Below are 26,645 nucleotides of genomic sequence, written 5' to 3'. Positions count from 1 at the left end.
TCTCTGTGTAACAAAAAATAAATGTTACAGCTAATTAAGTCATATTTAAAATTCCTCTGGAACTCCAAAAACGAACACGGAGTGCATTCACCGTTTGTATTTGATTTAGTAACCAAATGTTTTTATGACAAGAAGAAATACGCTGAATATTCTATTCTAAAAAAATATCGAAAATCACTTTTAGAAAATACGAATACAATAGAAGTTACAGATTTTGGTGCCGGCTCGCGAGTTTTTAAAAGCAATACTCGAGCGATAAATCAAATTGCCAAAACCGCTGGAATTTCTCCAAAAAGAGCCGAATTATTGTTTAGAATTACAAAGTATTTCCAACCGGACACGAGCGATAACGAACCGGAGAAGCAAAGTATCTTAGAAATTGGCACTTCATTAGGATTAGCGACTTCAGCATTATCATTAGGGAACCCGAATGCCAAAATTACCACTTTGGAAGGTTGTAAAAACACCCTTAACCAATATCAATTGCAATCCCGAAGTTTCGGAACAATGTTCAATAATGTTGAATGTGTAAATATTGAATTTTCAAGCCATCTAAAAAATTATCAATCGTCAATTATCAATTATCAATTGATTTACTTCGACGGCAACCATTCCAAACAAGCTACTTTAACCTATTTCGAACTTCTATTACCAACAATTACCAACGAAACGGTGTGGATTTTCGATGACATTCATTGGTCGGCAGCCATGGAAGAAGCTTGGGAAACAATAAAAAACCACCCAAAAGTTACGGTAACAATTGACACTTTTCAATGGGGAATTGTTTTCTTCCGAATCGAGCAGGAAAAGGAGCATTTTGTGATTAGAGTCTAAGTCTAATTTTTGACAAACTTATGGTTGATTATCTTACCATTGGTTAAGACTGATACGATATATAATCCTTGTGCTAAATTCTGAACATTTATCTGTGTGAAGTTTCCGGTTTGTTCCAAAACTTTTTTTCCGGTTATATCCACTATTGAAATCTTTTGGATTTCCGTAGCTGTTGAAAACTGAATATTCAAAACGGATTGTGTTGGGTTTGGATAAATTGAAAAAGTGGCAATATTATACTCTTCTTCGGACAAATTTGTACAGTTAATTCCCATGGGAGAAAGAGAAAATGAATCCGGAATCGCAACTAGATTATCTCCCCATATTGAAAGAGAATCATCTGTTTTTAAGGCTACTGTATGCCATTGACAGGAAGAGCTGAATTTCCAATTAGTCTCAGTTCCTATTTGTGTTAAAATTAGCTTATCATCAGTAGTGCCATCTCCTAGTAAGCCATTGTAATTATCACCACAACCCCATAAAGTCCCATTATTTTTTATGCAGATAGTATTGAATGAACCGGCGCTTATACTTTGCCAAGTAGTATCATTTCCTATCTGGACCAAGGTGTTTCTGGAGTTTGTGGTTCCGTCGCCAAGTCTTCCGTCATAATTTGATCCTGTACTATAGACAGTTCCATTAGTTTTCAATGCTATTGAATGGTAATCACCGACAGATACATCTTCCCAATCTGCAGCCGTTCCATTTTGAATTGGCACAAGTGAATTTGTATTATTTCCATTACCAAACTGTCCGTAAGCATTATTTCCCCATACCCATAAAGTATGATTGTTTTTTACAGCCATTGTATGTGTAGAACCAACAGAAACTTTTAACCAATCTGTAGCAATTCCTATTTGCGTGGGAACATTTCTATTAATTATTGTTCCATCTCCCAATTGCCCATACATGTAATTTTGACCCCAACCCCATAATGTCCCGTTATTTTTTATCGCCATAGCTGTCCAGTAGGCTGTAGATATTTGTTTCCAATCTGTTGCTGTTCCAATTTGAGTTGGAACAATTTTATTAACAAAAGTACCATCGCCTAATTGACCTTCAAGATTATAACCCCAAGCCCATAAGGTTCCATTATCTTTAATGGCTAAAGTAAATACTTGTCCGGCTGAAACCATTTTCCAATCAGAAGAATTTCCAATTTGGACTGGACTGGTTCTATTGGTTGTAGTGCCATCCCCCAATTGTCCATTAAAATTGTAACCCCATCCCCATAAGGTTCCATCATTTTTTATTGCTAAAGTGGTAAGGGAACTTGTAGAAACAGTTTTCCAACACTGAGCATTTATCTTAAAACAAATCAAAAGCAACAATAAAACAGAATATTTCATCTTCAAGAAACGAGTAGATTTATTCTATAAAAATAAGAAAATATTTCGAAAAGTAAACAATTCAAAAAATTACAACAAAAAAAAAGGCAATCATCCCTGATTGCCTTTTTCCGAATTAATAAACCAATTCAAAAAAATTATTCTTTCGCTTCTTCATTTTCTCTTGCCTTTGCTCCTATTCTGTTCATTTTGAACATGGGTGCAAATTTGAATTTGATTGAGGCAATTTTATTGTTGTCTTCTGAAGACAAGCCTTCTTTTTCTACTGTATTTTTTCTACTGTCTAGTGCTTCATAAATCAATTTTACTTCATCATAATCTTCTCTGGTGAAATTTTCTTTATTGTTTTTATAAGCATCAAAGAAAGTTTGGTAAGTATCTAAAATGTTGTCTTTATTTACCCAACCAAAATTCATATCTTCTCCCAATTTACCGGCACCAAAGAAAGTATCTCTAAGTCTTTGATTAGGATTAACTTTAACCGGAACTTTTGCAGTTTCCACAGAAGTTCTGATTACAAAATACCTAGCATTGATAGAATCTAATCTGGCCTGATTTCTAGGCTTAATATCATCCCCTAAGGTTGCTATAGCTTCATTTGATTCTGCTGTTCTTCTGTCATAATCAGCAGCAATTTGTTCCCAATTGGCTTCAGCATCCTCAGTTTTTACATTTTCAAGCGAATCTACATAGCTTTCTAAAGCAGCTATTCTTTCGTCTGCAGCTTTTTCTGAGTCATTGTTTTTACAAGAGACAAAGCTTACTAATGCAGTAAAAAATACTCCATATCTAATTATTCTGTTTTTCATCATTTTAAGTTTTAATGTTAGTGTAAAATTAGTCAGGATAACCTTCTAATCCATTACACAATTATCTACAATAGTTGTATAATTCCTTGATTCAAAATTGTGCGGCTGTTTGTAACATTATCTTTATATTTACTACTTATTTGACAAATTCAATTTTCAGCAAGCAATGGCAAATCCTTTAATCAACATAAAGAACCTCAAACGTGATTTCCAATTAGGAAGCGAAACCATCTACGTTTTAAAAGGCATCGATTTACAAATCAACAAAGGCGAATATGTAGCGCTAATGGGACCATCAGGCTCCGGAAAATCTACATTGATGAACCTTTTAGGCTGTTTAGACACCCCAACTTCAGGAACTTATATCTTAAACGGAAAAGATGTTAGCCAAATGCACGACGATGATTTGGCAGAAATCCGTAACAAAGAAATCGGATTCGTATTCCAAACCTTCAATCTTTTACCAAGAACTACGGCATTAGACAATGTAGCCTTACCTATGATTTACGCCGGTTTTTCTAAATCTGAAAGAAACATACGAGCTACCGAAGTGCTGACACAAGTAAATCTATCGGACAGAATGGACCACCAACCCAACCAACTTTCAGGTGGACAACGCCAGCGTGTTGCCATTGCCAGAGCTTTGGTCAACAAACCTTCCATCATTTTGGCCGATGAACCAACAGGAAATCTCGACAGTAAAACCTCAGTCGAAATTATGAATCTATTCAACGACATCCACAAAAACGGCAACACCGTTATTCTGGTAACCCACGAAGAAGACATTGCTAAATATGCTCATAGAATCATCCGTTTGCGAGATGGCATTATTGAAAGTGACACACTAAATGTTGATCATTTGTAAAAGTCAGGAGCGAAAGTTTAGGGCTTTATCGGCAATCCATATTCCTGCTGTCCATTTTGCAAGATGCCATTCCCATCAGGGCTAGTTAGTAATCCTTTTGTATTCTTGTTAACAATACAAAAACTTAGTACCTTAGCGCCTTAGCACCTCATAAAAATGAAACAAGCCTTAATGGCGAGTTACATCGAATACCAATAACAAATAAAATCTAATGAGATGAAAGTCTATACCAAAACCGGCGACACCGGAACCACTGCTCTTTTTGGCGGAACCCGAGTCCCAAAACACCATATCCGTATCGAAAGTTACGGCACCGTTGACGAACTCAACTCACATATTGGCTTAATTCGCGACCAAGACATCAATCAATTGTATAAAAATGTTCTGATTGAAGTTCAAGACCGACTTTTCACCGTCGGCGCCATTTTAGCCACACCTCCTGAAAAAGAAGTTTTGAAAAACGGACAACCTCGACTAAACATCAACCGCATTTCCGAAGAAGACATTGCGCTTTTAGAAAATGAAATCGACAGTATGGATACCGCTTTACCACAAATGACACACTTTGTCTTGCCTGGTGGTCATACTACCGTGTCATATTGTCACATTGCCCGCTGTGTCTGCCGTAGAGCCGAACGCTTGGCTGTGCATTTACATGAATTAGAACCTACAGACGAACAAGTTATCAAGTACTTGAACCGACTTTCTGACTACCTTTTTGTCTTGGCACGGAAGTTGTCCTTTGACCTTCAAGCGGATGAAGTAAAATGGATTCCGAGGAAATAGAAGGCAGAAAACAGAAGACAGAAAGCAGACAAAATCTGCATTCTGCGTTCTTTAATCTACCGTCTGAAAAGACGTTCTTAAACTTACTAAAAAATAAATCAAAAAAAACTTGACTTTTTCAGTATAAAATTTATTTTTGCATAAACTAAAATCGACAGAAGATGTATTGGACATTAGAATTGGCATCCTATTTAAGCGATGCGCCTTGGCCAGCTACCAAAGATGAACTTATCGACTATGCTATACGAACAGGAGCTCCACTAGAAGTAGTAGAGAATTTACAATCTATAGAAGACGAAGGTGAAATTTACGAATCTATGGAAGAGATTTGGCCGGATTATCCAACAGACGAAGATTACCTTTGGAACGAGGATGAATATTAAAAAATATACAATCACAACAGAAAAAAGTCCATTGAGGGCTTTTTTTTTGTTTAAATTTGCACTCCTTCATCAGGAAAACTAAAACATAAAAATACAAACCCATTATGAGTTTCATTAATAGCATTATTAAGGCTTTTGTAGGCGACAAATCGCAAAAAGACGTCAAAGCAACGCAACCTTACATCAATAAAATCAAAGCTTTAGAACCTGTTTTAGCCGCTTTGTCTCACGATGAGTTGAGAGCCAAAACAGCCGAGTTTAAAAGTAAAATAAAACAAGCGCGTGCCAAGCAAGACGCCGAGATTGAAGCCAAAAAAACACTAGCAGAAAACACCGTAGACATTGACCAAAGAGAAGATATCTACATTGCTATTGACGCTTTGGAAAAAGAAGCTTACGAAATCTCAGAAAAAGTATTGAGCGAAATCCTTCCCGATGCTTTTGCCGTGATCAAAGAAACTGCAAGACGTTTCAAAGAAAACACTACTATTACCGTTTCGGCTACACCAAAAGACAGAGAGCTTTCTGCTGCAAAATCTTATATCACTTTAGACGGCGACCAAGCCGTTTGGGCTAACTCTTGGAATGCGGCCGGAAAACAAATTACTTGGGATATGGTGCACTATGACGTTCAGTTGATTGGTGGTATCGTATTGCACGAAGGGAAAATCGCCGAGATGCAAACGGGTGAAGGAAAAACATTAGTAGCCACATTACCACTTTACTTAAACGCTTTGACCGGAAACGGTGTTCACTTGGTAACCGTGAATGACTATTTGGCGAAACGTGACAGTACTTGGAAAGCTCCATTATTTGAATTCCACGGATTGACTGTAGATTGTATTGACAATCACTCGCCAAACTCAGATGCCAGAAGAAAAGCCTATGAAGCCGATATTACTTATGGAACCAATAACGAATTTGGTTTCGATTATTTGCGTGATAACATGGCCCATTCGCCGGAAGATTTGGTACAAAGAAAACACAACTACGCGATTGTCGACGAGGTCGATTCGGTATTGATTGATGATGCTCGTACACCATTGATTATCTCCGGTCCGGTTCCTGATGGTGACCGTCATGAATTCAACGAATTGAAACCAAAAATCGAAAATCTTTATAGCTTACAACGTCAATTGGCTAACGGATTTTTGACTGAAGCCAAACGTTTAATCAAAGAAGGCAACACTAAAGAAGGTGGTTTCCAATTGTTGAGAGCGTATCGTTCGTTACCAAAAAACAAAGCCTTAATCAAGTTTTTGAGTGAAGAAGGTATGAAAGCCCTTTTGCAAAAAACTGAAAACGAATACATGCAAGACAACAACCGCAGAATGCCGGAAGTAGACGAAGCGATGTATTTTGTAATCGAAGAGAAAAACAATCAGGTTGAATTGACCGATAACGGAATTAAATTCTTATCCAAAGATACTTCTGATGATTTCTTCGTTTTACCGGATATTGGAACTGAAATTGCCAACATCGAAAAACAAAACTTGGAAAAAGACCAAGAAGCAGAAGCGAAAGAAAAATTATTCCAAGATTTTGGCGTAAAATCAGAAAGAATTCACACGCTGACACAATTATTGAAAGCGTATACTTTGTTCGAAAAAGACACCGAATACGTGATCATGGACAATAAAATCCTTATTGTTGATGAGCAAACCGGTCGTATCATGGATGGTCGTCGTTATTCTGACGGATTGCACCAAGCCATTGAAGCCAAAGAAAATGTAACGATTGAAGCCGCTACGCAAACCTTTGCAACGATTACTTTACAGAATTATTTCCGTATGTACAGCAAATTAGCCGGTATGACGGGAACAGCCGTTACCGAAGCCGGTGAGTTATGGCAGATTTACAAATTAGACGTAGTCGAAATTCCAACCAACAGAGGAATGGCACGTCAGGATAAAGAAGATTTGATTTACCGTTCGGTTCGTGAAAAATTCAATGCCGTTATCGAAGATGTAACCCAGTTATCTCAATCGGGAAGACCGGTTTTGATTGGTACCACATCGGTAGAAATTTCGGAATTATTGAGCCGAATGTTGAAAATAAGAAACGTTCCTCACAACGTATTGAACGCGAAATTACACAAACAAGAAGCACAAATTGTGGAAGAAGCCGGAAAACCGGGCGTTGTAACTATTGCAACGAACATGGCCGGACGTGGAACGGATATCAAGTTGACACCGGAAGTAAAAGCGGCCGGAGGTTTGGCCATCATTGGTACGGAACGCCACGATTCACGTCGTGTTGACCGTCAGTTGCGTGGTCGTGCCGGTCGTCAAGGAGATCCGGGAAGTTCACAGTTTTATGTGTCTTTGGAAGATAATTTGATGCGTTTATTCGGTTCCGACAGAGTAGCGAAAATCATGGACAGAATGGGATTGAAAGAAGGTGAAGTCATCCAACATTCCATGATGACCAAATCGATTGAACGCGCTCAGAAAAAAGTAGAAGAAAATAACTTTGGTACTCGTAAGCGTTTGTTAGAATATGATGATGTGATGAATGCACAACGTGAAGTGGTTTACAAACGTCGTCGTCATGCTTTGCACGGAGAGCGTTTGAAACTGGATATCGCCAATATGATGTATGATACTTGCGAATTAATCGTAGGCGAAAACAAAGGCAGAAATGATTTCAAAAACTTCGAATTTGAATTGATTCGTTACTTCTCGATTACATCGCCAATTTCTGCTAACGAATTTGATAAATTATCTGAAGTGGAAATTACGGGTAAAGTATATAAAGCCGCTTTAGCCTATTACACCGAGAAAACCGAAAGAAGTGCTCGTGAAGCTTTCCCAATCATTGCTGATGTTTACCAAAAAGAAGGCAACAAATTTGAGCGTATTATTGTACCATTTTCAGACGGAATTAAAACACTGAATGTGGTAACCGATTTGAAAAAAGCTTTTGATTCTAACGGAGTTCAATTGGTCGCCGATTTCGAAAAAAATATCACTCTAGCCATTGTGGATGAAGCTTGGAAAAAGCATTTACGCAAAATGGACGAATTGAAACAATCCGTACAATTAGCGGTTCACGAACAAAAAGATCCGTTACTGATTTACAAATTGGAAGCATTCAAATTGTTTAGTGCCATGCTTGATGGTGTAAATAAAGAAGTGATTTCGTTCTTGTTCAAAGGCGATTTACCTCAGCAAAATCAAAACATTCAGGAAGCGCGACAAGTACGTGAAAAACAAAATTATACTGAAAGCAAAGACGAAATCGAAAGCAGCGAAAGCGCGAATCGTGAAGCCAGTCAAGCTGCACAACAACGACCACAAGTAACGGAAACCATCGTGAGAGAAACTCCGAAAATCAACCGTAACGATACTGTGACCATTAAACACGTGATGAGTGGCAAAACAGAAACTACCAAGTACAAAAAAGCCGAAGGCATGTTGGCCACCGGCGAATGGGTTTTGGTGAATGACTAAATAATATTTAGTGTTCAGTTGAACTTTCTAATAAACAAATCCTCAACGGTTTAAAACTGTTGGGGATTTTTTGTTTTTCTGAAATACTGTGAAATAAACAAATATGATGTAGAATTATACAAATATACTCTGGCCAAATAAATTACCTTTGCGCGCTTAAATAGAGTACCTTTACAAGAATCAGTTCTTCCTTATTTATAACCCAATACTACATTTACATTGAAAATACACATTAAATACATGGTTTCGCTTCGTTGCAAATTGGCCGTGAAAGAAGAATTAGATAAATTAAAATTAAAGCACACCGCGATTGATTTAGGCGAAGTAACTCTCAAAAAAGACATTCATGCAGAGGATAGAGAAGCGCTTCGCAAAGCATTGTTAAAAAAAGGTTTGGAATTAATCGATGACAAAAAATCATTGCTCATCGAAAGAACCAAAAATGTTATTGTAGAATTAGTCCATTACGCTGAAGAACATCCGAAAGTCAATTTTTCAGAATATTTGAGCCAAGAACTAGACTACAATTATACGCATCTTGCCAATCTTTTTTCAGAAGTTACCGGAACTACTATTGTTAATTACATCATTTTAAATAAGATAGAGCGTGTCAAAGAATTGCTTTTATATGATGAATTATCGCTTACTGAAATAAGTTTCTTAATGGACTATAGTAGTGTTTCCCATTTGTCAAACCAGTTTAAAAAAGTAACGGGACTTACACCAACGTATTTTAAAAAAATGAAACAATACAAAAAACGCATTCAGCTCGAAGAATTATAAAAGACATTCTTTTGGTTTTAAAACAATCCTCAACGGTTCAAACGGTTGGGGATTTTTTTTGATAATGCAAATTCATTTTCATTCATATAATACTGCGATATAATAATGAATCACTGCGACATATTAATAAAAAGTATTTTAATGTGTCGCAGTGCTTTTTTAATGTGTCGCAGTGATTTTTTAATGTGTCGCAGTGCTTTTTTAATGTGTCGCAGTTATTTTTTAATGTGTAGCAGTTATTTTTTAAACTGTTGCTTCGGTAAAATACAATTAAGCCTCTTTTTTTTGAAATATCGCAATTAAATTATAGTATTTTGCCTATGTATTTTTATATTTATACCTTTACTTTATTCGTATTAAACTATGAAAACCAATGTGGTATGAAAAACAAACGCATAATAAGAACTTATCATCTGACTGATGCCGAACTGGTGACAAAGAGTAAAGAAAAGTTGCGCTTTATGAGAAGAGATGCTGTTCATTTTGCACAATACGGTATAACCGAAAGTGAATTTGAAATGCTTGAGCAACAGATTGAAACCTTTTCGGACTGGGAAACTGATATTGAGGTCAAAGCGATACAAACTGAAATTACGTTGGCAAAAAAAGCTAAAGCCGATGCAGTTATAGAAGCCATAAAAAAGGTGATGACTATAGTAGCATTAAAGTTCAAAAAAGGAAGCGCCATATATAAAGCTTTTGGCACTCATAAATTAGCATTGCAAAAAGAAGCCGACTTGCATTTGACCGCCAAACTAGTTGTTGAAAGAGGATTATTACACATGTCCGAACTGTCTGTTCACGGACTAACTTTGGATCAGCTCAATACTATTACCGCCTTAAACAATGAGTATTTTGACGTATTGCTCAATCAAAAAGTAGCACAAGCCAATAGAAAAAACTGCAATAATGATCGCATACTGTTAGGCAATGAAATTTATACTAAGTTGAAGCGTTATACTACTTTAGGACTTTCCATTTGGAGAACCAAAAGCGAGGCCATGTATAATGATTATTTGATGTATGATAAAACAAATGCAAAAGAGATATCTTAAACACAATCCTCAATAGTTCATACTCTTGGGGATTTTTATATATTTGAAAAAACATACACCATGAAATTAAAACTAACCGTAATTGTTGCCTTATTATTTGCCCAAATAACATTGGCTCAAGATTTGGCTTCTTTAAAAGAAGGCGCACAAAAAATCTATTTGGCCACCGCGACTTTAGACTATGATGCCATCTTGGATTCTACTTATCCGAAGGTTTTCGAAATCGTTTCTAAAGAACAAATGAAAGAAATACTAATTGAAACTTTCAATGGGAATGAACAAATGAAAATTAAGCTACTCAATGTGGCGCCTAATTTTGAATACGGAGAAATAAAAAAAATTGGCGACCAAAACTTTTGCTTAATTGATCATAATCTGGAGATGGAATTAACCCTCACAGAAAAAATTGAAGTCGAAGAAATTGAAATGATGACCGACCTGATGAAAGCTGCAATGGAGTGTGAAAAAGTAACTTTTAATCAAGAAACCAATTCTTTCTATATAAAGAAAAAAGCCACCATGATTGGAATTTCCGATGCTGCCACAAAAAACCAATGGAAATTTATCAATAAGGATAAAGAAAATGTACTGGTAAACAAACTATTCAGTAATAAAGTGGTTACCGCATTGGGCATGTAATGCTAATGAAATTAATCCATTAAATAATTTAATCCTCAATAGTTCAAACTGTTGGGGATTTTTTATATTTGAAAAAATGATTCGCAATTATGAAATCTAAATATCTTTCCTGTTTATTGCTGCTTTTCGCTTTCAATGGCTTTTCGCAAAGCACTGAAAAGTTAAAAACGGCAGCACAAAATCTCTATGAAGCTAATTATTTAATGGATTTTGAAACCATTGTTAATTTGTCATACCTGCCAATGGTGAACCAAATCGGGAAAGAAGTCATGCTTGAAAAAACAGAGCTTCATTACGAAAATGAAGAATACCGATTGCGGTACCAGTTACCTACTGTTCCACTTCAACTTGGACCAATAAAACAACTTAACGGTAAATCGTTCAGCGTAATAACCATCCGTATTCCAAAGCGTTACTTTTTTGAAGCCCAATTGACTTCCGAACAAGCCACTGAAAAGAAAAATTGGTTACAAGAAGTGAACCATACCAAAGACGTCACATTTGAACCGACCAGAAACAGTTTTAATGTGAAGAAAATAACAACTTTTATAGCGGTGTTTGATGAAACTACTGATGGTGAATGGAAGTTCTTCAACTTTGACAATCAGGAGCAATTAGTTTCTTTCTCGTCTCTTTTTGATGAAAATGTAAAAAGGGCTTTGGGCATTAAATAAATAGTTTTACCTTTACTTATAACATTTGATACCAACCTAAAAAGTATAACCATGGCAAAAGGAAAAGACGTTCAGAAAGCGGCTAAAAAAGAACCTCTGAAGACCGCAAAAGAAAAAAAAGAGGAGAAAAGAGTAAAAAAACAAACTCCTAAAAGAGATTAAGAATAACAAAAGCCATCAAATATTACTACTTGATGGCTTTTTTATTATAACTAAACTAAATATTAAAACTTGTATCCGGCACCAATAAATACGCCACTTACACTTACATCACCCATCCCTAAAGAGTATTTGGCATTTACATCAATTTCTTCCGTAATATCATAGGTTGCCCCAAAATCGATATTCAACTTCAACTTGTCTTCTTCAAAATCACTAAAATAATTCAAACTAGGACCCGCTAACAAACCTATTTTTTCAGCAACAGCATATTTTGCCAATAGCGGAAGACTAAAGAAGTTAGAATCTGAAATCGCCACATAAAGTAATTCAGGTTGAACTGAAAATTTTTCAGACAATCCAATATTAGCAAATCCTCCAAGGAAAAAACCGGTTTCGGATGCCGAGGCAGAAGTTCCCATAAATTTAACTTTAACGGTCGCAAAATCAACACCTGCTTTCACTCCGTATTTTACTTCCTGAGCTTGCGCAAAAAAAGTTCCGGCCAATAAGACTGCTGTAAAAAGTAATTTTTTCATCATAATATGTTTTTAATGTTATGAAGCAAAACTACTTAGCCACTATACCAATTGAAATACGGCAAATGCCTTATTTTTATAACTCATCAGGAAAAATCTTCCCCGGATTCAATATATTATTAGGGTCAAACACACGCTTGATACTTTCCATCAATTCTAAATGGGTTCGCGTGAAAGCAATGTCCATAAAGTTTTTTTGTACATAACCGATGCCGTGTTCACCGGATAAGGTTCCTTTGAGCGAAACCGTCAATTCAAATATTTCTCTGATGCCAAGTGGCACTTGTGTTTGCCAATTGTCATCGATCATATCGCCTTTAATGATGTTGACGTGCAAATTTCCATCGCCGGCATGACCATAACAAACCGATTTAAAACCATACTTTACGCCTATCCTCTTAATTCCTGACAATAATTCAGGTAACATATATCTTGGGACAACGGTGTCTTCCTCTTTGTAAACCGAATTCGATTTCACGGCTTCCGCTACAGAACGACGCATTTTCCACAAGGCATTTTTCTCGTCTTCCGTATCGGCAAACAAAACCTCATCGATTTCAAATTGTTCTACTACAGCCAAAATCTTCTCCGCTTCCTGCATCAAAACCTCGGGATAATTCCCATCGACTTCAATTAACAAATGCGCTTGATGTTCCGGTTTGATTGGTATGCTGATGCCTTCCACAAATTGCAAAGTCCAATCTATCGCATCGCGTTCCATGAACTCCAAAGCACTCGGTACAATTCCGGCGCGGAAAATGGCGGAAACGGCTTCACAAGCTTCATCGGCTTTGAAAAACGGAACCAACATTAAGACGTTGTGATTGTTTTTAGGTAAAAGTTTTAAAACGGCTTTGGTGATTACACCTAAAGTTCCTTCGCTTCCCACCATCAATTGGGTCAAATTATATCCGGTAGAATTTTTTAAAGTATTGGCACCTGTCCAAATGATTTCTCCATTAGGCAAAACCACTTCTAAATTCAGCACATAATCTTTGGTTACACCATATTTGACCGCTCTTGCGCCGCCAGAATTTTCGGCGATGTTACCGCCAATCCAACAACTGCCCATGCTGCTCGGATCCACAGGATATAACAACCCTTTTTCAGAAACCATTTCGCGTAATATTTGGGTAATCACAGCCGGTTCAACGGTTACTTGCAGATTTTGCTCATCAATTTCAATGATTTTATCCAAGCGTTCCATTGACAAACCGATACCTTGATAAATGCTCAATGCACCGCCACTCAAACCGGTTCGGGCACCAATAGGTGTTGTTGGAATTTTATAATCGTTGGCCAATTTTAAAATGGCTGAAATTTCTTGAGCATTTGCAGGTTTTACCACAACACTTGGCGGAAAAACATAATCTTCAGTTTCGTCGTGACCGTAATGATTTCGGGTTTCTTGGTCGGTAAAAATATTAGTGTCGCCAACTATGGCAGTTAGTTTTTGAATTATTTCGGGATGAAGTGACATGGTGTAAAAATTGAGAAGTAAATATAATTTATTTCACAGAGATACACAAAGAAGTACTGAGATTCACAGAGAATTTATTGGGCATTTTTGTTTTTCAAATTGGGAAGATAATAACAGATAATTCCAATTAGCGGTAGAAAAGAACAAACGTGATACACATATTGAATCGAAGTATAATCGGCTAAAGTGCCTAGTAAAGCCGAACCCAAAGCGCCCATTCCAAAAGCAAAACCATAGAACAATCCTGAGACCATGCCGAGTTTTCTAGGCAATAATTCTTGGGCATAAACCAGTATTGCCGGGAAAGCGGAAGAAATGATGATTCCGATGATAATCATTAAAACATCGGTCCAAAACAAATTGACATAAGGCAATAATAAAGCAAAAGGCGCCGCACCAAAAACTGACAACCAAATCACATATTTGCGTCCGATTTTATCACCTAAAGGTCCGCCCATAATAGTTCCGGCCGCATAAGCGAACAAATAAATAAACATGTGAAACTGTGCTTCTTTGATGGAAAGATTGAATTTGTCTATCACATAAAAAGTATAATAGGTTGACAAACTCGCGGAGTAGAAAAATTTGGAAAAAATAACAATTAACAAGATTGCTATCGCCCATTTCACTTTGCTTTTGGACAAACGTTGAAAATCAGCAAACACGACTTTTTTAGGTTGGCGATTGATCAAATGGTCACGGTACCAAAAAGCAATCTTACTTAGAATTCCCAAACCGATTGTCGCCGCAATGATAAACCAAAGAATGTAGACTTGAGAATTGGGCACAACGATTAAAGCTACTAACAAAGGACCAAGTGCCGTTCCGAAATTACCGCCAACTTGAAAAATAGACTGGGCCAAACCACGTCTTCCGCCAGAAGCCAAATTAGAAATTCGCGCTGATTCCGGATGAAAAATAGACGAACCGGTTCCGATTAGCATTACCGACAGTAATATCCAATAGAAATTATCGGCAAACGAAATCGAAATGATTCCCGCCAAGGAAAACAACATGCCATAAATCTGTGAAAAAGGTTTAGGATGTTTGTCGGTATAATAACCCACGAAAGGCTGAAATATAGAAGCGGTCAACTGGAACGCGAACGTAATCAAACCGATTTGTGAAAAGGACAAATTATAATTCTGCTTTAGAATAGGATAAACCGACGGAATAATCGCTTGGATTAAATCGTTGAGCAAATGCGCAAAACTGATAGAAAAAAGAATCGAGTAAACCGTTTTTTGGGCTAAATCTTTATTTTTCGACGAAACATTTACAATCGTGTCCATTTAAAAAGTGGTTAAAATAAAATACCAAAAAGCCAAAGATATAAACGACAACGGAATTCCGATGCCAACCATCATACTGCTTAATTTGGGTTTTAATCCGTAATTAGAAGCCAAAATCGCTCCCGTAATCATTGGCGCCATCGCCGATTCCATGATGGAAACATCAACCACTAATCCATCTCCGCCCAAAATAACTTTGTATAACAAAACGAAAACTGCCGGTGTGATGATTAATTTGAATAATAATCCTAATCTTAAGAATTTCCAGTGCTGACTATCTCTTTCAATTTTTAATTGCAAACCAACGGCAATCAAAGCCACCGGAGTAACTGTCGCACCGAGTTTTAGAAACACCGTTTGGAATTGGTCGATAAAATCAAGTTGGAGCAAGTTCATTACACAAGCCAAAACAAAGGCTATAAACGGAGGAAAAAGCAATATCTTCTTGACGATTTCACTTCGGTTAGGATCGCCTTTGGCAAAAATTCCGGCAGTGATGATTCCGAGTGTGGTCATCACGACAAACGAACCGGTTTGGTCAACAATAATCGCGGTTTTTAAACCTTCGTCTCCGTAAAGTGCTTGAATGATAGGAAAACCAACAAAAGAAGTATTGCCTAAACCTGCGGTAATAATCAAACAGCCTATCAATCGATTAGGCCAACCCATTTTTTTTCCGATAAAATAGAAAAAAACGAATGACAATAAAAAACCAATCCAAGCAACGCCTAAAGGATAAAGCAAATCTGTTGAAATGCGAACTTTTGGAATATAATACAATGCCAAAGCCGGCAAAGCGATATAGATTACGAATTGGTTTAGGGCTAAGTGTCCGTTTTTAGGGAAAGCTGCGATTCTTTGCATGCCCAATCCCATAATCAAACAAAGAAAAACTAGTAGAATGTTATCCATTCGAAGTGTAAAATTATTTTGCAAAGGAACGGCAAAAAAAACAAACAGCCGAAAATTGAACACTAAAGGTTTCTTAAAAAATGGTGTCTTTCCATTTTTGCGCAAATATTATTTCACTAAATTTACACAAACGATTTTCCTTTGAAAGACCAATCCCATAAAAAAAGTGCGTTACACGAGAAAGACGGAATCTCACAACCTGAGAGTTTCAGCCAATCTTCTTTGAATAAAGTGATTCGCAGTCGCAAAATTCAACCCAGTTCTACAGCATTGGTCAACGGCATTTTGGCAGGCGATATTGCTGCGTTGAGTCGTGCAATTACTTTGGTGGAAAGTACGAATGTTACTCATTTGGCGAAAGCCAACGACATCATTAAGGCTTGTTTGCCGCATGCTAATCAATCCGTTAGAATAGGAATTACGGGTGTTCCCGGTGTTGGAAAAAGTACGTTTATAGAAGCCTTTGGTAAACACTTAACCTCTTTAGGGAAAAAAGTCGCTGTCTTGGCAGTTGATCCAAGTAGTACGATTTCGCATGGCAGTATTTTGGGCGACAAAACCCGTATGGAAGAATTGGTCAAAGACAAAAATGCTTACATTCGACCGAGTGCTTCGGGTGAAACCCTTGGCGGTGTGGCTCGGAAAACGCGTGAAACGATTATCCTTTGCGAAGCGGCGGGATTTGATACGATTGTCATTGAAACCGTTGGCGTAGGTCAAAGCGAAACGGCTGTTCACAGTATGGTCGATTTCTTTTTGCTGTTGAAAATTTCCGGCGCCGGCGATGAATTACAAGGCATCAAACGCGGAATCATGGAAATGGCGGATGCGATAGTCATCAACAAAGCCGATGGTGATAATGTCGCTAAAGCCAAATTAGCGAAAACCGAATTCAACCGTGCTTTGCATTTATTTCCGGCGAAAAGTTCGGGTTGGATTCCAACAGTCTCGACATGCAGTGCTTATGAAAAAACCGGTATTGATGATGTTTGGCAAACGATTTCCAACTATTTAGAATTGGTCAAAAGCAATCATTATTTTGAAGAAAAACGCAAAGACCAAAACCAATATTGGATGATGGAAACCATCAACGAGCAGTTGAAAAACAACTTCTACCATCATCCTGAAATCATTGCTTTATTGGAACAAAACAAAAAAGCCGTGCAAAACGATGAATTGTCACCATTTGCAGCAGCTATGAATTTGTTGGAGAAGTATTTTAAATAAGTTGCAGTCACAGTCGCAGTTTTTTACTGAGCACTGAACACTGAGCACTGACAACTACTCCTCGTAAGCTTCCATTTCTTTGTCGTAAAACTCTCCGGCGAGTGTAATTAAATGCTCCATTTCTGCTTCTAGCTCAGTTTCATCTTCTCCTTCTAAATCTTCCATAAATTCTACTTCATCGTCTTTTAGATTGATGATAAATCGTGGAAAATCAAGGTGAATGACAAAAATATCATCCGGGTAATTGGAGTTATCTGCGAGTACGAATTTTGGTAATTCCATTTTTTGAGTTATAAATTATGAGTTATGACACGAGCCTTAGGCGAACTGAGCGGAGCTAGTTTTGTTTCAATAACTTCTTGGTTAAAAAATTAAAGCGAATATACAAAAATATGGCGGCGGCTGTTAATCCGGCTAATAATCCTAACCAAACCCCTACGGCTTTCATATCTGTATACAATCCTAAATAGATTGAAACCGGAAAACCAATAATCCAGTAAGCTACAAAAGTAATATACATCGGAATCTTTACGTCTTGCAAACCGCGTAACGCGCCAAGAACTACGACTTGGATTCCGTCTGATATTTGGAAAAATGCCGCTACTATAAGCAATTGCGCTGAAATTGTAATTACTTCTTGATTTTCTAACAAAGTGGTTGCCTCATCCATATTGACAAAAATATAGGGCAAAACGTTGTGCAACAATATAAAAAGTAAGGCAAAAACAATTTCCAACAAAACGGTCAAAAGAAAAATCGACAATCCGACGCTACGCAACATCACGTAATCTTGTTTGCCTTTTTGGTTTCCGACTCTAATCATTCCGGTAACACTCAATCCCATAGCAAACATAAAGGTTAATGAAGCCAAACTCAACGCGATTTGATTCGCAGCTTGACTGGTTGTTCCAATCATTCCGCACAACCAAATGGCTCCGGTGAACAAAGCGACTTCAAAAAACATCTGCATCGAAGAAGGAAATCCTATTCTGATGATTTTAATATTGATTTCTCTTTTGATTTCCTTCAATGTAAAACCCTCAAAATAATAGTGAAACTTGGCTTTGCTTTTCATGATATAGTGCATAAAAAGCAACATGATAATTCGGGAAGCAATCGTACCAATAGCCGCACCAATGATTCCTAACTTTGGAAAAAACCAAATACCGTAGATCAATAAATAATTGATAATTATATTAACCACGTTACCTATGATGGTTGCCCACATCGAATACTTGGTTTGACTCATTCCGTCGGCAAACTGCTTATAAGCCTGAAAGATAATCAACGGAACCAATGAAAACCCAACGATATCCAAATAAGGTTTCGCCAATTGAACCACGGCTTCAGGTTGTCCCATATAAGACAACAGCGGTTTCGAAAAAAAGATAACGCCAAAAAGAAACAATCCTAAAATTGTACACAAATACAAACCATGGTGAAAAGCCAATCGGCCTTCTTCTCGATTTGCTTTTCCATGCGCTTCGGCAACCAATGGCGTAATGGCGGTTGAAAAACCAATGCCAAGTGACATCGCAATAAAAACAAAACTGTTCCCTAGAGAAACAGCTGCCAATTCGGTCGGGCCAATTTTCCCAACCATAATATTATCAACGATACCCACTAAGGTATGACCAATCATACCCAAAATTACGGGATAAGCCAGTTGGAGATTGTATCGGAACTCTTTGGTGTATTGTGCTAAATTCACTTTGCAAAAATTTGACTGCAAAAGTACTTAGGTTAACTGAAATAAAGCAACAAACTTTTAATTAATACAGATAATCCTGTATGAGCATAAAGAATTATATAACAAACAATAATAAATGTGTAACAAAGTCGGTTGGTAATCCCAATACTTTTGCACCGTCAAATTAATACCGACTATGGTTTTAAAACAAGACAAAAAATAAAAATTATACTATTTATGAAAATTTCAACTACGATTAAAATGCTTTTGGTTTTAGCAATAACTTTAGGTTCAGCTACTAAAACTATCGCCCAAGAAACTACGCCTACAGAAAACTATGATCAAAAATTTAAATTAGGTATCGGAATCAGCGGTGGCTATGTTTTTCAAGACCCTTATGAATTGGCGCTTGGAGTAGATGCCAGATTACAATATGATTTATCAAAAAGAAACTCTTTAACGCTTACAACCGGTTTTTCTAACCTTTTTGTTAGCGGAGACGACAACGATTTAGGATTTATCCCGGTAAAAGCAGGTTTTAAAGCGTTTATTTGGAATGACCAATTCTACATCATGGGTGAAGTTGGAGCAGCTATTGCTGTGACCAATGATTATGACAAAACTTCATTCTTAGTGGCTCCAAGTATCGGATATGCTACAAAATATGTGGATATTAGTTTGCGTTACGAACATTACACAGATTTCCCAAAAATGAATGACAACGGAACTGTTGGTAAAGGTATTGGTCAATTAGGTGTTCGTTTGGCTTATGGTTTCGAACTGTAAACTAAACATTCTGTTAAACAAAAAAGGTGCTGAAATAGACTGCCCCCAAAAAGTTAGACACTTATTGGGGGCATTTTTATGAGTAGAAAAATCAAGTATGACATTGACTTCAAGAAGTCAATCGTTGAGAAAGTTATTAATGGAAAATCTGGTTGTAAGTCAATAGCGATTGAGTTTTCCTTGCAACATGGTATGGTTAGGCGTTGGGTTTCTTTTTACCACAAGTATGGTATTGAAGGACTTAAACCAATAAAAAACAGCTATTCTGCTGAGTTTAAACTAAAGGCTATTAATGAGATGAGAAATAAATACTTATCTTTATCTGAAACCTGTATCCTTTTTAAAATTCCTAGTATTGGTTCTTTGATGAAATGGATAGCGATTTATGATAGTGAGGGTTCAGCAGGTTTAGCATTAGAAAGAAGAGGAAAACATAAAGCTATGCCTAAAAAATCTAAAAAAGCCTTAACCCGAGAGGAAGAACTACTGGAAGAGTTAGCCGATTTAAAGGCAGAGAATGCCTATCTAAAAAAGCTTCATGCCTTAGTTCAATCAGAAAAAGAGAAAGAAGAAAAACGCAAATCATCCAAGAACTAAGGCAACAGCATGGATTAGCCACGCTACTCAAACATGCTGGGATGGCCAGAAGTACTTTCTATTACCATCGAAAAGAGCTAGGTAAAGAAGATAAGTATAAATCTGCTAAAGAGGAAATTAAACTTATATATCATCAGCACAAAGGTCGCTTCGGATATAGAAGAATATTGTTAGAAGTTAAGAAAAGAGGATATGTAATCAATCACAAAACGGTTTACAAACTTATGAAGGAGCAAGGCCTAAAGAGCCTGATTAGAGGCAAAAAGTATGTCTCTTATAAAGGGGAACTAGGTAAAATAGCGCCAAACTTACTTCAGAGAAACTTCAAAGCAGCACAGCCTAATGAAAAGTGGGCTACTGACATAACCGAGTTCCGGGTTAAAGAAAAGAAACTTTATCTATCGCCGGTTATTGATTTGTTTAATGGAGAGATTATTAGTTATACAACTTCGGAGAGCCCAAATATCAAACAGGTTATAGATATGCTAAAAAAATGTAAGCGTAATAAAAGTGATAAAACATTGATATTGCACTCAGATCAAGGTTGGCAATACCAAATGAAAGCATATCAATTTATGCTTAAACGAAAAAACATAAGTGCTAGTATGTCCAGAAAAGGAAACTGCCTAGATAATGCAATTATAGAGAACTTCTTTGGAACGCTAAAATCTGAACTGTTTTATCTTAAAAAGTATGATTCTATAGCAGAATTAAATAAAGATATTATAGAGTATATAAAATACTATAACAACGATAGAATAAGGCTTAACTTAAATGGAATGAGCCCGATACAATACCGAGCTCATTCAAAAAATCTTAATTAATTTTTAACCGTCCAACTTTTGGGGTTAAGTCCAGAAATTCAGCGCCTTTTTTTATGCTTTTAATTGATTGCGGTAAACCTCAATATTGGCTTTTACTTTTGGATCCAATTCGGGTTCCGTAATATCCGTCAGTTTTTCTAAAGCTTCCCAAATCGTTTGCGCCACTATATAACGCGCCACGCCTTTGTCATCAGCCGGAATTACATACCACGGCGCATGGTCTTTGTTGGTGTTATTAATCGCTTCTTCGTAATATTTCATATAATCATCCCAACGCTCGCGTTCTTTCAAATCACCGGTCGAAAATTTCCAATTGTCTTCTGCATTTTCCAAGCGCTTGAGTAAACGTTCTCTTTGCTCCTCTTTGCTCATGTGGAAATAAAACTTTAAAATTGTTGTCCCGTTTTGCGCTAAGTGCTTTTCAAAATCATTGATTTGTTCCATACGGTTTTCCCAAAACTGTGGTGTAATGTCTTCCACTTTTTCAATTCCGGGTAAATTTTCGAATAAAATATATTCCGGATGCACTCGTGTCACCAAAACATTTTCATAATGCGTTCGATTGAACACAGCAAACTTCCCTTTTTCGGGCAAAGCCAAATAATGACGCCACAAATAATCGTGCTCCAACTCAGTTGAATTCGGTGTTTTAAAACTGTGAATCACGACACCTCGCGGATTGAATTCCTTAAAAACTTCGCGAATTAAACTGTCTTTCCCACTCGTATCCATGCCTTGCAAACAAATCAAAAACGCATGCCGATTGTGCGCATACATCGCATCTTGTCGCTTGCTCAACTTCACTTGGACCTTATCCAAAGCCAAGGCTTCCTCATCCTTATCAGTATCAATGTCAAGTCTGGTCGGTAATTTTGACAAATCGATTTTGCCTTTTACTCTAAAATCTTCAGGATTGATGTTTTTCATAGTGTCAATGTTTATATTTGTAGGAGCTGATTCCCGCTGTCCGTTATATCTTTTATTGCTTTGTCACCCTGAGCGCAGTCGAAGGGCTTTTTATTTAAAGCAATAAAAGGATGCCGCTTCCATCGGGGCTAAAACAATTGCTAACTTATGGAAAAATTTCAACTTTCGCTACTATTTAAAATCATCGGAATTGGTTCTGCATCAGGATTAGTTTACCACGAGGACAAACTTTACATTATTTCAGACAACAGTACTTTTCTTTATGAATACAGTATTCCAACAGAAAACCTCAACAAAATAGCTCTGGTAGAAAATGCTCAAGATAACATCGTCAAAAAAGACAAACCCGATTTTGAAGCCATCGCTTTAAAAGGAACCGACTTAGTGCTTTTGGGTTCCGGCTCGACGGAAAACCGAAATATGATTTTCAATTATGCGATTCCAACCGGTAAAATTCAAAAAAACAACATTGGTGTCATTTACCAAAAAATCAAACAAGAATTCGCTATCTCAGACGATGAATTGAATATTGAAGGTTTAATCATGGACAATAACCAGATCTATTTCTTCCAACGTGGTAATGGTCTTAAAGGAAAAAATGCCGTAATTTTCAGCAAAGACACTCCACAAAATCAACAATTCGAATATGTTTCAATCGATTTGCCTACAATCAAAAACATAACAGCTACATTCACCGATGCCATTTTAGTAGAAGATAAAATCTATTTCCTGGCTTCCGCCGAAGATACCGCTTCAACCTATCTCGACGGTGAAGTTTTAGGAAGCATCATCGGACGTATGGATGCCAAAACTTTAAAAGTAGAATTCACCCAAGAAATTTCGAATACGAATAAATTTGAAGGCCTGACTTTATACAAACAATCCGAAAAAGAAATCGAATTTTTACTCTGTGAAGACACTGATTCGGAAATTTTGGAATCAAATATTTATAAATTAGTTCTCGATAAAACAAAATAAACTGAATACTGAATACTGAACACTGCCAACTTTTTTTTCACCTCATCCCAACCTTTTTAAACAAATAGTCCTCTTTACTTATAAAGACATCCATAGTGATCACCGAAACGCAAATATCAGCCTGTAAAAAAATGCAACGTGAAGCGCAGCGGCAAGTATATGAATACTTGTCACCCAAGCTATACCGAACGTGCAAACGCTATTTAAAAAAGGAAGAAGAAATTGAAGAAGTATTGGCCGATGCTTTTTACACGATTTTCACCAAATTGGATCAGTTGAAAGAAGTAGGCGCTTTTGAAGCTTGGGCTCGAAAAATAACCGTAAACCAATGTTTGTTACAATTGAAACGCAATGTAAATTTCAATTTGTATTTAGAGGAAACATCGTTTAGCATTCAGCCTCAAAGTCCACAAGAAACGCCTTTAGAAGAAGAAGATTTGCTCAACTTACTCAATTTGATTCCGGAAGGTTGTAAAACCATCTTTAACCTTTTTGTTATTGAAGGCTACGGTCACAAAGAAATAGCGGCTATGCTTCATATTTCCGAAGGCACATCGAAATCACAGTTGAATGTTGCGAAGACCAAGTTAAAAGATTTAGTCAATAATCTTTATTATCAAAAAGCAAAGTAATCATGGAAAATCAAGATATTTTTAATCAATTTAAAAAGGCAGCCGACAACGCTGAATCGCCCGATTTTGCTTCTATGGAGAAAGTCTGGAACAGAGTTGAAGAAAAACTCGACAAAAAAGAATTGACAAAAGCCAATAACCTTTGGAAGAAAATTGCGGTGGCTGCGTCAGTTCTACTGGTTGCTACATTGGGTTACCAATTTTTGAAAAATGACCAGCCGAATATGAAGACTAATGAGGTTATTGTCCAAAAAGACAGTATTCCAAAACTAAGTACGCCAAATAATGACGCTATTGTTACGACTGAAACGGTTCATCCGGATATTAAAAAAGACGCTGATGTCATTTTGAAAAAACAAATTGTTACCGCAAGTCAGGTAGCTGTTCAAGAAAACATTCAGATTGAAGAAGATAAAAATATAACTCCTGTAGCTGACAAAGAGCTCAACAAAGACTATCTTAATCCTCTTCCTCAAACGAACCAAGGTTATATCGTTGCAGAAAAACGAGAAGATAGAAAAGCAAAATCGCAAGATGTAGAACTCTTTATCAACAAAGAAAATAAAGTCTCGAATGCCAAAAAAGAAAAACCTTTACTGGTTTTTGATGACAAAGTAACCAATAAACAAACAGTGAAAGAAGTAGAAATGGATGAAATTGAATCCATCATCGTACTTCCCGATCCTCTCTATATTATCAATGGTATTGAATATACCGAACAACAATTATTTGGGCCCAACCCAACCAGTCCTTATACACCTTTAAACGAACAAGAAATCGATTCTATTTCCATACTGCAGGATGAAAAAGCGACTTCCATTTATGGTGAAAAAGGCAAAAAAGGCGTCGTAATTATCTCGACTAAAAACGGAAAACCGGCTGAAAAAAAAACAAATAGGAGCCTTTTAAACATTATAGAAAAGAGCAAAAAATAATTTCGAAGTTTGGTCTGTCAGAAGTAAAAACCCACCATTTTTTTCATGCGGGTTTTATTTTAATCATATACTATTTTTAAAAATAATTCGTTTACTAATTATAGTAATCATAAATACCTATACTCAACATGAAAAAAATCTTTGTACTAATCGCCATTTTTACTTCAATTACTGCTTTCAGCCAAGAGAAGAATTTTATTGACAAACCTTATCTTGAAGTACAAGGCAAAGCCGATACTTTGGTCACACCTAACCGAATTTACATTGATGTTTTGATTTCTGAAAAAGATACTAAGGGTAAAAAATCGGTTGAAGACTTAGAAAATGAAATGCTGACCAAATTGAAATCATTAGGCATTGACACTGAAAAAAATGTGACTATGCAAGACATGATGAGTAATTACAAAAAATACTTCTTGAAACAAACTGATATTCAAAAAGCAAAATCTTATTCTGTTCTAGTTTACGATGCTAAAACAACAGCAAAAGTTTTTATTGGTTTAGAAGAAGTTGGGATTTCTAATATATCAATTGATAAGCTGGAACATAGTGAAGAAAAGAAAATCCAACTAGTTATCAATAGTAAAGCGATGGAAAATGCTAAGGCCAATGCGTTGAGTTTTACCAAACCATTGGGACAAAACATAGGCAAAGCCTTATTTATCAATCAGACTAAAAATATTGCTTACAGAGGTAGCGGAGATCAAATCAGAATTCGTGATGCTGCTTTACAAGAAGTTGCCTATAAAACAAAAAGTCAGGATTACAATGAAAATATTGAATTTGAAAAAATAAAAATCTCAAGTGAAATAGGCGTTCGTTTCGCTTTGGAATAATTAAATTGTGGTAATTTGTTAATGTGAAAACCCGCCAAGTTCTTAGAATTTGACGGGTTTTGTTTGTATCATGAAATTAAAAAATCAAACTGATGGTTGTTCCTTTTTGAAGTTGACTTTGAATAGTAATCCTGGCTTCAATTTTATCCGCTAAATTCTGCGCCAATTGCATGCCCATTCCCATTCCTATTTCGTTATTCGTGCCTCTTGTAGACCTGTAATTGTTATTTAAAATAGTACTAATCATCTCATCCGACATACCGATTCCGTTATCGGAAACTGTTAAAACATTGTCGTTAAAATGAATAGTAATCTCTCCATTTATTGGTGTAAACTTAATCGCATTGGTAATCATGCTTCTGGCAATAATGGTCACAATTTCCATATCGGAAAACAAATTACCTTCAGCATCTAGTGCTAAATTTACAGTGATATTTTTTGTTTTGCAATCACTTTTATAAATGCTCAAAATGGATTGAATGATAGACTTCATATCTAAACCAACTTTATTGACCTTGATGGTATTAAAATTAGATCTCGACCAATTTAAAGTGGTTTCCAACATATCTAAAACTTCTGTAGACTGTTTGTTGATCTTCTCAATAAATGGCGCGAAATCTTCTTGAGACATATTATCTTCCAAAGCCATTGAAGAGATTGTGGTCAAATTGTGTAATGGAGCTCTCAAATCATGCCCTAGTACCGATAACATTCGGTCATTATTGCTATTGATACTTTTTAATTCTTCTTGTAAAGCGATTTCTTTATCAATATCAACAAAAGCCACTACATGTAATTTATCTACGACTGAGGCTTTGATTTCATACCACTTTTTTAGGCTGTTCTTACACGTAACTTGTGATTTCATCTTTACAAAAACCTTTCCTTCTTGTTTCGAATTAACCTCTTCTTGATCCCAAGCAGTTATGACCTTTTCTCGGTAAATATCATCCGGATAAGCATGTTCATACCATGTTTCTATGGTTGGAATTTCTCCCAAAGTATATCCTATTTCCTCTAAAAATTTTTCATTCAAAAAGGTATTCAGATGAACACCATCGATAACTTCAGCTATAATAAACGGATAAGGCAAAAAATCAGCTACCTTATGAAGCTCAAATCTGGAAATTTGCAACTCACTCTTCTTCTCTTTCTTCATAAAAAACATTTGATTAGAATAAAGTAACTTTATCCAGCCTAAG

General features: G+C 36.5%; 27 protein-coding genes. 17 read left to right on the top strand and 10 right to left on the bottom strand.

All coding sequences use genetic code 11. The features are described from left to right. Positions 1-21 precede the first annotated feature (21 nt). Complete coding sequence (locus tag C8C84_RS08770; RefSeq protein ID WP_121313171.1) at positions 22-834, top strand: class I SAM-dependent methyltransferase; 813 nt, start codon at positions 22-24, stop codon at positions 832-834. 2 nt (positions 835-836) lie between these two features. Here the strand turns inward: C8C84_RS08770 and C8C84_RS08765 are convergent, their stop codons facing one another. Both C8C84_RS08765 and C8C84_RS08760 read right to left on the bottom strand, forming a co-directional pair. Next, a complete protein-coding gene (locus tag C8C84_RS08765; protein WP_121313170.1) occupies positions 837-2,183 on the bottom strand; it encodes a T9SS type A sorting domain-containing protein in 1,347 nt (448 codons plus the stop codon). 137 nt (positions 2,184-2,320) lie between these two features. Beyond that, on the bottom strand, positions 2,321-2,992 hold the full coding sequence (locus C8C84_RS08760) for a hypothetical protein (RefSeq protein ID WP_121315014.1): 672 nt from the start codon (positions 2,990-2,992) through the stop codon (positions 2,321-2,323). A 166-nt stretch (positions 2,993-3,158) separates the two neighbouring features. Here C8C84_RS08760 and C8C84_RS08755 point away from each other — a divergent pair, with 166 nt between their 5' ends. From C8C84_RS08755 to C8C84_RS08715, 8 genes are all read left to right on the top strand, one after another. After that, on the top strand, positions 3,159-3,857 hold the full coding sequence (locus tag C8C84_RS08755) for an ABC transporter ATP-binding protein (protein ID WP_121313169.1): 699 nt from the start codon (positions 3,159-3,161) through the stop codon (positions 3,855-3,857). Positions 3,858-4,073: 216 nt separating this feature from the next. Then, positions 4,074-4,643 (top strand): cob(I)yrinic acid a,c-diamide adenosyltransferase, encoded by a 570-nt coding sequence (locus C8C84_RS08750; RefSeq protein WP_121313168.1) that lies wholly within the window; start codon positions 4,074-4,076, stop codon positions 4,641-4,643. 161 nt (positions 4,644-4,804) lie between these two features. Next, positions 4,805-5,026, top strand: a complete 222-nt coding sequence (locus C8C84_RS08745) for a DUF2795 domain-containing protein (protein WP_002986941.1) — start codon at positions 4,805-4,807, stop codon at positions 5,024-5,026. Positions 5,027-5,130: 104 nt separating this feature from the next. Beyond that, positions 5,131-8,478: a preprotein translocase subunit SecA gene (gene secA / locus C8C84_RS08740; RefSeq protein ID WP_121313167.1), complete on the top strand. Its 3,348-nt coding sequence runs from the start codon at positions 5,131-5,133 to the stop codon at positions 8,476-8,478. Positions 8,479-8,697: 219 nt separating this feature from the next. Beyond that, complete coding sequence (locus C8C84_RS08735) at positions 8,698-9,261, top strand: AraC family transcriptional regulator (protein ID WP_121313166.1); 564 nt, start codon at positions 8,698-8,700, stop codon at positions 9,259-9,261. Between the two features lie 380 nt (positions 9,262-9,641). Then, positions 9,642-10,316 (top strand): hypothetical protein, encoded by a 675-nt coding sequence (locus C8C84_RS08725; protein WP_147406830.1) that lies wholly within the window; start codon positions 9,642-9,644, stop codon positions 10,314-10,316. Positions 10,317-10,376: 60 nt separating this feature from the next. Further along, positions 10,377-10,955, top strand: a complete 579-nt coding sequence (locus C8C84_RS08720; RefSeq protein WP_121313164.1) for a hypothetical protein — start codon at positions 10,377-10,379, stop codon at positions 10,953-10,955. Between the two features lie 89 nt (positions 10,956-11,044). Further along, positions 11,045-11,629, top strand: a complete 585-nt coding sequence (locus tag C8C84_RS08715) for a hypothetical protein (RefSeq protein WP_121313163.1) — start codon at positions 11,045-11,047, stop codon at positions 11,627-11,629. Positions 11,630-11,853: 224 nt separating this feature from the next. Here C8C84_RS08715 and C8C84_RS08705 read toward each other — a convergent pair whose 3' ends face one another. The 4 genes from C8C84_RS08705 to C8C84_RS08690 form a co-directional block, all read right to left on the bottom strand. Next, on the bottom strand, positions 11,854-12,330 hold the full coding sequence (locus tag C8C84_RS08705) for an outer membrane beta-barrel protein (protein WP_121313161.1): 477 nt from the start codon (positions 12,328-12,330) through the stop codon (positions 11,854-11,856). 73 nt (positions 12,331-12,403) lie between these two features. Further along, the gene (locus tag C8C84_RS08700; RefSeq protein ID WP_121313160.1) at positions 12,404-13,807 is read right to left on the bottom strand and encodes an FAD-binding oxidoreductase; all 1,404 of its coding nucleotides are present in this window, start codon (positions 13,805-13,807) and stop codon (positions 12,404-12,406) included. 74 nt (positions 13,808-13,881) lie between these two features. After that, positions 13,882-15,099, bottom strand: a complete 1,218-nt coding sequence (locus tag C8C84_RS08695) for an MFS transporter (RefSeq protein WP_121313159.1) — start codon at positions 15,097-15,099, stop codon at positions 13,882-13,884. Beyond that, a complete protein-coding gene (locus C8C84_RS08690) occupies positions 15,100-16,011 on the bottom strand; it encodes an AEC family transporter (RefSeq protein WP_121313158.1) in 912 nt (303 codons plus the stop codon). It abuts the gene before it with no gap. Between the two features lie 141 nt (positions 16,012-16,152). Between C8C84_RS08690 and meaB the strand changes: the two genes are divergently transcribed. After that, positions 16,153-17,238, top strand: coding sequence for a methylmalonyl Co-A mutase-associated GTPase MeaB (meaB, locus tag C8C84_RS08685; protein ID WP_121313157.1), 1,086 nt, complete (start codon positions 16,153-16,155; stop codon positions 17,236-17,238). A gap of 54 nt (positions 17,239-17,292) precedes the next feature. Here meaB and C8C84_RS08680 read toward each other — a convergent pair whose 3' ends face one another. Together C8C84_RS08680 and C8C84_RS08675 are read right to left on the bottom strand one after the other, a co-directional pair. Then, a complete protein-coding gene (locus C8C84_RS08680) occupies positions 17,293-17,520 on the bottom strand; it encodes a hypothetical protein (protein ID WP_121313156.1) in 228 nt (75 codons plus the stop codon). 55 nt (positions 17,521-17,575) lie between these two features. After that, positions 17,576-18,949, bottom strand: a complete 1,374-nt coding sequence (locus C8C84_RS08675; RefSeq protein WP_121313155.1) for an MATE family efflux transporter — start codon at positions 18,947-18,949, stop codon at positions 17,576-17,578. A gap of 216 nt (positions 18,950-19,165) precedes the next feature. On the opposite strand from C8C84_RS08675, the gene C8C84_RS08670 reads away from it, so the two are divergent. The 3 genes from C8C84_RS08670 (at position 19,166) to C8C84_RS08660 (ending at position 21,135) form a co-directional block, all read left to right on the top strand. Then, complete coding sequence (locus tag C8C84_RS08670; protein ID WP_121313154.1) at positions 19,166-19,714, top strand: hypothetical protein; 549 nt, start codon at positions 19,166-19,168, stop codon at positions 19,712-19,714. A gap of 78 nt (positions 19,715-19,792) precedes the next feature. Further along, positions 19,793-20,311 (top strand): helix-turn-helix domain-containing protein, encoded by a 519-nt coding sequence (locus C8C84_RS08665; protein WP_121312279.1) that lies wholly within the window; start codon positions 19,793-19,795, stop codon positions 20,309-20,311. Beyond that, positions 20,266-21,135, top strand: coding sequence for an IS3 family transposase (locus tag C8C84_RS08660; RefSeq protein WP_121312278.1), 870 nt, complete (start codon positions 20,266-20,268; stop codon positions 21,133-21,135). The genes C8C84_RS08665 and C8C84_RS08660 overlap by 46 nt, the downstream gene beginning before the upstream one ends. A gap of 51 nt (positions 21,136-21,186) precedes the next feature. Here the strand turns inward: C8C84_RS08660 and C8C84_RS08655 are convergent, their stop codons facing one another. After that, on the bottom strand, positions 21,187-22,062 hold the full coding sequence (locus tag C8C84_RS08655) for a PPK2 family polyphosphate kinase (RefSeq protein WP_121313153.1): 876 nt from the start codon (positions 22,060-22,062) through the stop codon (positions 21,187-21,189). Between the two features lie 147 nt (positions 22,063-22,209). On the opposite strand from C8C84_RS08655, the gene C8C84_RS08650 reads away from it, so the two are divergent. The 4 genes from C8C84_RS08650 (at position 22,210) to C8C84_RS08635 (ending at position 25,443) form a co-directional block, all read left to right on the top strand. Then, on the top strand, positions 22,210-23,040 hold the full coding sequence (locus C8C84_RS08650) for a hypothetical protein (RefSeq protein WP_121313152.1): 831 nt from the start codon (positions 22,210-22,212) through the stop codon (positions 23,038-23,040). 131 nt (positions 23,041-23,171) lie between these two features. Beyond that, entirely contained in the window at positions 23,172-23,672 is a 501-nt protein-coding gene (locus tag C8C84_RS08645) for an RNA polymerase sigma factor (protein WP_199717122.1), read from the top strand. Between the two features lie 2 nt (positions 23,673-23,674). After that, entirely contained in the window at positions 23,675-24,607 is a 933-nt protein-coding gene (locus tag C8C84_RS08640; protein WP_121313150.1) for a hypothetical protein, read from the top strand. 128 nt (positions 24,608-24,735) lie between these two features. Then, positions 24,736-25,443 (top strand): SIMPL domain-containing protein, encoded by a 708-nt coding sequence (locus C8C84_RS08635; protein WP_121313149.1) that lies wholly within the window; start codon positions 24,736-24,738, stop codon positions 25,441-25,443. 76 nt (positions 25,444-25,519) lie between these two features. Here the strand turns inward: C8C84_RS08635 and C8C84_RS08630 are convergent, their stop codons facing one another. Further along, positions 25,520-26,602, bottom strand: a complete 1,083-nt coding sequence (locus tag C8C84_RS08630) for a PAS domain-containing sensor histidine kinase (protein WP_158592558.1) — start codon at positions 26,600-26,602, stop codon at positions 25,520-25,522. Between the last annotated feature and the right edge of the window lie 43 nt (positions 26,603-26,645).

The sequence above is a fragment of the Flavobacterium sp. 102 genome, assembly GCF_003634615.1.
Classification (GTDB): Bacteria; Bacteroidota; Bacteroidia; order Flavobacteriales; family Flavobacteriaceae; genus Flavobacterium.
Note: the sequence above shows the minus strand (reverse complement) of the source record. Positions and strands in the feature narration are given on the sequence as shown.

Coding starts and splice junctions, on each gene's coding strand:
- C8C84_RS08770 (WP_121313171.1), top strand. CDS start 22: ATGTTACAGCTAATTAAGTCATATTTAAAATTCCTCTGGAACTCCAAA.
- C8C84_RS08765 (WP_121313170.1), bottom strand. CDS start 2,183: ATGAAATATTCTGTTTTATTGTTGCTTTTGATTTGTTTTAAGATAAAT.
- C8C84_RS08760 (WP_121315014.1), bottom strand. CDS start 2,992: ATGAAAAACAGAATAATTAGATATGGAGTATTTTTTACTGCATTAGTA.
- C8C84_RS08755 (WP_121313169.1), top strand. CDS start 3,159: ATGGCAAATCCTTTAATCAACATAAAGAACCTCAAACGTGATTTCCAA.
- C8C84_RS08750 (WP_121313168.1), top strand. CDS start 4,074: ATGAAAGTCTATACCAAAACCGGCGACACCGGAACCACTGCTCTTTTT.
- C8C84_RS08745 (WP_002986941.1), top strand. CDS start 4,805: ATGTATTGGACATTAGAATTGGCATCCTATTTAAGCGATGCGCCTTGG.
- secA (WP_121313167.1), top strand. CDS start 5,131: ATGAGTTTCATTAATAGCATTATTAAGGCTTTTGTAGGCGACAAATCG.
- C8C84_RS08725 (WP_147406830.1), top strand. CDS start 9,642: ATGAAAAACAAACGCATAATAAGAACTTATCATCTGACTGATGCCGAA.
- C8C84_RS08720 (WP_121313164.1), top strand. CDS start 10,377: ATGAAATTAAAACTAACCGTAATTGTTGCCTTATTATTTGCCCAAATA.
- C8C84_RS08715 (WP_121313163.1), top strand. CDS start 11,045: ATGAAATCTAAATATCTTTCCTGTTTATTGCTGCTTTTCGCTTTCAAT.
- C8C84_RS08705 (WP_121313161.1), bottom strand. CDS start 12,330: ATGATGAAAAAATTACTTTTTACAGCAGTCTTATTGGCCGGAACTTTT.
- C8C84_RS08700 (WP_121313160.1), bottom strand. CDS start 13,807: ATGTCACTTCATCCCGAAATAATTCAAAAACTAACTGCCATAGTTGGC.
- C8C84_RS08695 (WP_121313159.1), bottom strand. CDS start 15,099: ATGGACACGATTGTAAATGTTTCGTCGAAAAATAAAGATTTAGCCCAA.
- C8C84_RS08690 (WP_121313158.1), bottom strand. CDS start 16,011: ATGGATAACATTCTACTAGTTTTTCTTTGTTTGATTATGGGATTGGGC.
- C8C84_RS08680 (WP_121313156.1), bottom strand. CDS start 17,520: ATGGAATTACCAAAATTCGTACTCGCAGATAACTCCAATTACCCGGAT.
- C8C84_RS08670 (WP_121313154.1), top strand. CDS start 19,166: ATGAAAATTTCAACTACGATTAAAATGCTTTTGGTTTTAGCAATAACT.
- C8C84_RS08665 (WP_121312279.1), top strand. CDS start 19,793: ATGAGTAGAAAAATCAAGTATGACATTGACTTCAAGAAGTCAATCGTT.
- C8C84_RS08655 (WP_121313153.1), bottom strand. CDS start 22,062: ATGAAAAACATCAATCCTGAAGATTTTAGAGTAAAAGGCAAAATCGAT.
- C8C84_RS08650 (WP_121313152.1), top strand. CDS start 22,210: ATGGAAAAATTTCAACTTTCGCTACTATTTAAAATCATCGGAATTGGT.
- C8C84_RS08645 (WP_199717122.1), top strand. CDS start 23,172: ATGCAACGTGAAGCGCAGCGGCAAGTATATGAATACTTGTCACCCAAG.
- C8C84_RS08640 (WP_121313150.1), top strand. CDS start 23,675: ATGGAAAATCAAGATATTTTTAATCAATTTAAAAAGGCAGCCGACAAC.
- C8C84_RS08635 (WP_121313149.1), top strand. CDS start 24,736: ATGAAAAAAATCTTTGTACTAATCGCCATTTTTACTTCAATTACTGCT.
- C8C84_RS08630 (WP_158592558.1), bottom strand. CDS start 26,602: ATGAAGAAAGAGAAGAAGAGTGAGTTGCAAATTTCCAGATTTGAGCTT.